1 protein-coding gene is annotated in these 255 nt (G+C 51.8%); it reads left to right on the top strand.

Features of this window, described 5'->3' with window-relative positions; all coding sequences use genetic code 11:
• Positions 1-255 (top strand): TMEM164-related integral membrane acyltransferase (locus ACSNOG_RS33625; protein ID WP_436756458.1); only part of this gene is annotated, 255 nt, incomplete at both ends.

Here is a 255-nt window from a genome sequence, read left to right as displayed (position 1 = left end):
GCGGGGCGCTTCAGGCCGTTCTGACGCCCAATCTCGATTATCCATTCCCGCATTTCCGCTTCTTTCATTTCTTTATCGTCCATATGGCCATTATTTTAACGGCACTGTATATGACTTGGATTCGCGGATACCGTCCGACCTGGAAATCGATCGGCCACACCATGCTGTTCCTGAACGCCGCTGCACTTGTGGTCGGACTGGCAAATGCAGCGCTGGGGTCCAACTACATGTTTTTGATGCATAAGCCGAATACCC

This window comes from Streptomyces sp. URMC 124 (assembly GCF_051386455.1).
GTDB lineage: Bacteria > Actinomycetota > Actinomycetes > Streptomycetales > Streptomycetaceae > Streptomyces.
This window is presented reverse-complemented; position numbering and strand designations above follow the sequence as displayed.